This window comes from Clostridium amazonense (assembly GCF_056431285.1).
In genome coordinates this window covers 283464-290264 of record NZ_JBWKMH010000003.1, presented here as the reverse complement: position 1 = coordinate 290264, position 6801 = coordinate 283464, and the positions used below count along the sequence as shown (strand labels likewise).

Here is a 6801-nt window from a genome sequence, read left to right as displayed (position 1 = left end):
AAAAGAATACATTCTTCAGTTGATTATAGAACCCCAAATGAGTTCTATAATCTAAAAAATAGTAATTTTAAGAATAAGCTAGTAATTAGCATTTAGAGTCTACTTTTGTGGGGCCAATCCGACAGTGAATGTAAAAATTGGATTTCCAATTTTAAAGAATGATTTTTTATTAAATTTGCACAGCAAATTGGTTAAGGAGTATATAAAAACTAGTTTTTATATGTTTCTATTTTTAGATATTAAAAGCAAAGTGAGTAATATCTACCATCACTATTCACTCTTACTTTTTACTTGGTTCTCAATATGATATCATAATAAACTGTAATATCTTTATAAAATGACACTATTAATATTACAGTTTATTCTACTACTGTATTGGGAACAGTTTGCAATATTTTCTCTTCTACTTCTTTTATTGTGATATCTTTCTGTTTTGCTAAGTCATATATTGTTTTAAAGAGTTTTTTAAATTCATTTTCATCCTTTTTTTCTAAAATTAATAAGATTTTTTTATTAATATTATTTTTTTGTATTTCTTCATTTGTCTTACTTATTGTATCTTTAGACTCTTCAAAAACATCAATTTCAGTAACAATTATAGCGTTCTCATTATTTTTTATAGATAAATAACTTTCTAGCATCCTATTCATTAAGTCCCTTATATATTCTTTATTTTCATCTTTTATATTTTCTCTTAAACTACTTGTTATCATAGAAATTGCTATTTCTTCTTTAGTAAATCCTAAATTACTCATGGTATTATAACAACTTGGTACTATAATTGAATTATCTTTATGAAAAATTTCAGTATATGAGCCTTGATCTATAGGAATAAAAAATACTTTTTCAAGCTTTTCATTTAACTTAATATTTAATTTGTCATTTATAATTTTTTCAGCTTCAAAATAATTATTTATATAATTTTCAAATGGTGATTTATTTTCACTAGATACATAAGGATAATAATATTTTACATTTTTATATTCTTCTTCTTTAATTAATCCTCTAAACAAATTAACACCGCTTGCTTTTCCTTTAAATTTATTTTTAGAAATTCTTTCTAAATTACTATAAACTACTTTTCCACCTGTAATATTAACAGTAAAATCACATTCATAACTTAAATCATTTCTAGTTAAACTATTATATGAAACCATAGCTGATGCAATGATATTACTTGGATAATAATTGAAATCATATGGAAGTAATATAACTTCTTTTCCTACTGGATATAATGGAGATGATTCATTATCGTATATAAATGTTATATTTTCTGAATCATCTTTTTTTAATTCATCTTTCAAAAATACTGTAACAAAATCACTATCTCTTTCAAATTTTAATATCTCATTATTGCTATTTGTTACTTTCTCTATGTTAAAACCGTTATATAAAGAGAATTTTAATTTTTTTACATTTTCATCTGGAATAACTTTTAATGTAGTAATAAATTTTTCTGTTCTCTTCTCATCCAAGGTTATATCACAACTTTTAATTTGAAAATTATTTTTATCTTCTACTACCTTATTGTTACTATAATATATAGAATCTTTCTTTACTCCATCACCATAATATATTAATGATTTTACAGTTCTTATATTTCCACCATAGCTTATAGATAATGGAATTATTGCTACAGCAAAACAAATTACTATGCATACTAATTTGTTTTTGTTTTTTCTCACATTTATTATTATAAATATTCCTAAAACTACTATTAAAATTAAAAGCCTTTGAATTAAATTAAAACTTTCTATAGGAAGGCCTATCATTGTTTTTATAGGTGTATGAATATCGTATTGACCTAGATTAAAAAAGTACATAGCTACTCTTAAATCTAGTGAAGTTATAGTCATTACTGTTTTAAATATAAAACTATTTAGCGGAATAGTTAAAATCCATATTAAAAACATAATAAGATATGATATCTTGTTTCTTATAAAAGAACCTATTATCATTCCAATCAACGCTTCAATAAAAAATGGAATAATATGATATATTAAATAATACATTATACTTTGTTTATAAAGTTCTATTGACACTCCTTTAAACATATAGCATATAAAAACACCCATCATGCTAAGAAATACTAATGAAAATATAATAATTAATAATGCAAATATTTTTCCTATAAATTTATGAAAATTTCCTTTATATATAGATGCTATTACTTCCTCCAAATTGCTTTCCTTTTCTTCTCTTGCCAAATAAAATCCTAAAATCATAAATAAAAACATAAGTGCTATAGGCACAAAACTACTGCACCTTAAAATATCCCAAGGATCATTCTCTAAAAAAGTACAACTAGTATAAATATATAAGCAATAAACAATAATTATAGCCAAAATAGCTTTAATGCTATTCATTCTAAACACATTCTTTAACTCAACCTTTGTACAATTCCATATACACCTTAAACTATTCATTTTTCCTCCTAAAATTATTTCTATTCACTATATATTTTACCATTATTTTGATGTTAAAATTACATTTTTTGTTATTTTTAAACTTTCGAATAAAAAAAGCGTGTATTAACACGCCGTTCTTCTATAATTATAAATTTATTTGTTCATTTTCTTATTAAACAAACTTCTATTGTCCAACTATAAATAATACAAAATTACTTTTTTCTCACTATTTCATAATATTAAAATATATGGATTTTTTTATTCCATTCATAATATTTTAACTTCATTTTTTATTTTCTATTTTTTAGTAGTTACAGTTTTATTCTTTTAGATATTATATTCTTGCTAAATTCCATTGTTTATTATAAAAAATATAAAGAGATAATGGTAAAAGAACTTTTATATATTAATTACCTTATTTTGAATTAATTAAAATTTAAAAAAGTATAATTAATTAAATGTACAAACGATATTGCCCATAAATTTGTTAATTCTTATATTCACTTTCAAATTTATTATAATGAAAAATTTAAATAAGCTATTCATTGAAACTTTAATTAGAAAATCTTATGGATTTTTATTTAATTTTTACGACCTTGCCCCAAGGACGGGGCAAGCTGAAGTTAAGACAGGACGTCGCATCTGAAGGTAGTCTTAAAAATTAAAGAAAAATACATTTAGAGTTTCTTTTAAAATTTCACAGAATAGCGTTTTAAATTTCTTCATTTATAATAGTGTTCCAATTTTATTTTTAAAATTATTAATTTTAAATTTTATTTTATCTTTCTACAACTTTATATATTTTTTTCCCAAAACTCTTTTACATTAACTACTTCACTGTTAAGTCTTGAATGTTCTGCTGCAAATGCCATTATGTGACTTTCAACTGATGTTAGTGCTGATGTCTTAACTTGTCCATTTTCGCCTCTTATAATATTTATAAAGTTCTTCATAATCTCAGTGTCTCCTCCAAGATGTCCACTTTTAACTACTTCTGGTACTACTGTTTTCCATTCAGATTCATTAAAGTTTTTAACTTCTATTATATTTTTCCCATCATGTGCTCTTACTTCTCCATGTGTAAACATAAGCTTTAATGTTCTATTACACTCATCAGTAAATGCTGATAAATTAAATGTTGCCGTTATATTATTTTCAAACTCTAATATAGTTACCATATGATCCACTACATTATTATCACATTTATATACGCATCTTCCGTAAGGACCAGTTCTTAAAGCCTCTTCTAAGTTTTCTTTTGTAGGTATTGGATGTACCACCGTTTTAAATATTGGTTTTTCACCTAAATAAAGTTTAACCGCTGAATATGGACACTGATTTTTAAAATTGCAATCTAAACATCTATCTGCCATTCCTTCTTTAAAACTCTTTGAATTCATATGTGAGAGATGTCCAAATGATGCTATCTTTCTACAATTACTTTCAGCAAACCATAACAATAAATCCATGTCATGACAACTCTTTGCTAAAATTAAAGGGCTTGTCTCATCACTATTTCTCCAATTTCCCCTTGTAAAACTATGTGCAAAGTGCCAATGTGCTATATTTTCATTATGTTGTATGTTTATAAGTTGTCCTAGTTCCTTTGAATCTATAATTTTTTTCAATTCACTAAAAAATGGTGTATATCTTAATACATGACATATCATAAAAACTTGATTACTATATTTTTTAGCAAGCTCTCCTAATTTAACTATATGATCTAATTTATTACTCATAGGTTTTTCCAATAACACATGATAACCCTTTTCTAATGCAATCTTTGTTGGTTCATAATGTGATTCATCATTATTAGCTATTATTATAGCATCACCTAATTTTTCACCTTCTAAAAGTTTTTCCCAAGTATCAAACACATTTTCGTCTTTTATATTATATTCCTCTTTAAATTGATTTCTTCTAGTTTCATTTGGTTCTGCTACTGCAACAAATTCAACAATTTCTGGATTTGCCTTTACATATGGAGCATATGCATACATTCCCCTTGCTCCAGCTCCTATTAATGCTATTTTTATTTTCCCCATGTTAAATTACCTCCTCAAATTTAAACCTTATTATTTTTCACAACATAAAATACCCTTACAATATGTTTTTAAAACATTTAAATTTTCATCTAGAATTACTATATCTGCATCTTTACCAAGATCTAAACTGCCTTTTTTATTATTTATTTTCATTCTTATTGATGCATTTGTACTTGTCATTAAAACTGCTTCTTCCAATGAACAATTTGTATACTCTATAATATTTTTAAATGCTTCATTCATAGAAAGTATACTTCCACCTAAGTTTCCATTTTTTAATCTAGCTGAATTTCCTTTTTTTATTACATCTAAAGGTCCAAGTTTGTAAACACCATCATCTAACCCTTTTGCCCTCATAGAATCTGTTATTAATATAATTTTATTTACTCCTTTTAATTTAACTGTTTCTCTTATAACACTTCTATCAACATGAATTCCATCGGCTATAAGTTCTATCATAATGTTATCAAAATATAAACCTGCATTTACTATTCCAGGTGTTCTATGATGATACCCACTACAAGCATTATAAAAATGAGTAATGTTTAAATCTCTTATACTTAGTGCCTCTTCTATTTCTTTAAAATTAGCATTACTGTGTCCAATAGATGATATTATTCCTTTTTGCTTTAAATATTTAGTAAACCTTAAATCCTTATCATTTTCTATTGCATAAGTTACTATCTTTATATCATCACTGTTTTCTTCAAAATTTTTGAATTGTTCTATACTTGGATTTTTTAAATATTTTATATCTTGAGCTCCATTAAATTTTTCATTTAAAAAAGGACCTTCTAAATGTACACCTAAAACTTCAGCACCAATTGTATTATTTTTTTTTATATATTCTTCAATATTTCTTAATGCTTTAATTATATTATCTGTTCTTTCTGTTACTGTTGTTGGATAAAAACTAGTTGTCCCCTCTTTTAAAATTTCATAACTCCATTTTTTTATTCCATCAAGACTCCCATCCATAGTATCTATGTTATATCCACCATGAGTATGAATATCTATAAATCCAGGAATAGCAATACAATTTTTAGGTATTTCTATTTTTTCTCCATATTTACTTATAGCTCCATACTTAGTATATATACATCCTCTTCTTATAACGTTTCCCAAACTTCTTGCCACCCTTCAAATAAGTGATTATTCTTAAAATTCATTACAAACCTTATGTTTATTTCTTTTTCCAATGTCGAACTTTGCGTATTTTCATTTTACTTTAAAGAAAATTTTAAATACAGTTTAGAATTTTTGATGTTTTCCATTTCTATATCTATTTCTTTTCTCCAACTTTCCACTTCCTTATATTTTACATTATTAATCTTTGTACTTACATATAATTCTCTTTTAAGATTAACCATACTTTCATCATAATCTTTTTTTTCTATCATATTGTACACATACTCTATGGCATCTTTACTATACATTCTACAAAGTTGAGATGCTAAAATACTTCTTATATCAAAATGCTCTTCTTCTTTTAAAATATTAAAGCATAATTTTTCAGCAAAAGGAGTTTTTATCCTATCGAATACCATAGTTAAATAAACTCTTATATCATAACTAGAATCAAAATATATTTTATTAACTTCTTCTATAACTTTATCACTATCCATTTTTGCAAGAGCTCTACCTACACTTTCATTTACTAAATAATTGTCTTCGTCTAGCTGACTTATTAAAAAATTTATAAGTTTTTCATCTTTTAATTCACTTAATAATTCAATCAAATAAAATTTATAATATTGGCTTTTACATTTATTTATTTGTCTTTTTATAAAATTATAATCTAAATCCGTTCTAAGTCTTAATTCATTTACAATATACATTCCATAATTTAAATCAAAATCATTAATTTTCTTTTTCTCATTTTCAACATGCTTTTTTAGCATTTTTAAAAGATCATTTGTTGAACTTTCTCTAATTCCCCTTAAAAAATTTACATATTTAAAAATATCAAAATTCTTTAATTCCTCTCTTTTTAAAAATGCATTAATTATTTCATCATAAAATTCCTCTATTACATCTAATCCATTAGTAATCATAAGTGATGCTACGTTTATATTAAAGATCTCATCATCTCTTCCAAAGTTCAATAACTTTTTCCATCCATCCTTACTTATATTTAAATTTTCACAATTTCTAATAATATAACTTCGTTCAAATTGATCTTCATATTTTCTTATACTTTCTATAACACACTCTGTAACTTCTTTGTCTTTTGAAAAACTTTCATTAAAATACCCTATAGCCGATGATCTTATTATAAAATCTTGTGAAGTTATATTTTCTTTAACTATAGAATCTTTATCTTTTTGCATTTCTCTCATCCCCTTTTA

4 protein-coding genes are annotated in these 6801 nt (G+C 24.5%); all 4 read right to left on the bottom strand.

The window, feature by feature from the left end; genetic code table 11:
- Nucleotides 1-359: 359 nt before the first annotated feature.
- The 4 genes from AC07E4_RS02135 to AC07E4_RS02120 all read right to left on the bottom strand — a co-directional run bounded on the left by AC07E4_RS02135 (nt 360) and on the right by AC07E4_RS02120 (nt 6783).
- Nucleotides 360-2426, bottom strand: coding sequence for an ABC transporter permease (locus tag AC07E4_RS02135; RefSeq protein WP_478215626.1), 2067 nt, complete (start codon nt 2424-2426; stop codon nt 360-362).
- 776 nt (nt 2427-3202) lie between these two features.
- Entirely contained in the window at nt 3203-4453 is a 1251-nt protein-coding gene (locus tag AC07E4_RS02130) for a Gfo/Idh/MocA family protein (RefSeq protein WP_040327771.1), read from the bottom strand.
- Nucleotides 4454-4483: 30 nt separating this feature from the next.
- On the bottom strand, nt 4484-5578 hold the full coding sequence (nagA, locus tag AC07E4_RS02125; protein ID WP_478215625.1) for an N-acetylglucosamine-6-phosphate deacetylase: 1095 nt from the start codon (nt 5576-5578) through the stop codon (nt 4484-4486).
- A 98-nt stretch (nt 5579-5676) separates the two neighbouring features.
- Nucleotides 5677-6783, bottom strand: coding sequence for a HEAT repeat domain-containing protein (locus AC07E4_RS02120; RefSeq protein ID WP_040327772.1), 1107 nt, complete (start codon nt 6781-6783; stop codon nt 5677-5679).
- Nucleotides 6784-6801 lie beyond the last annotated feature (18 nt).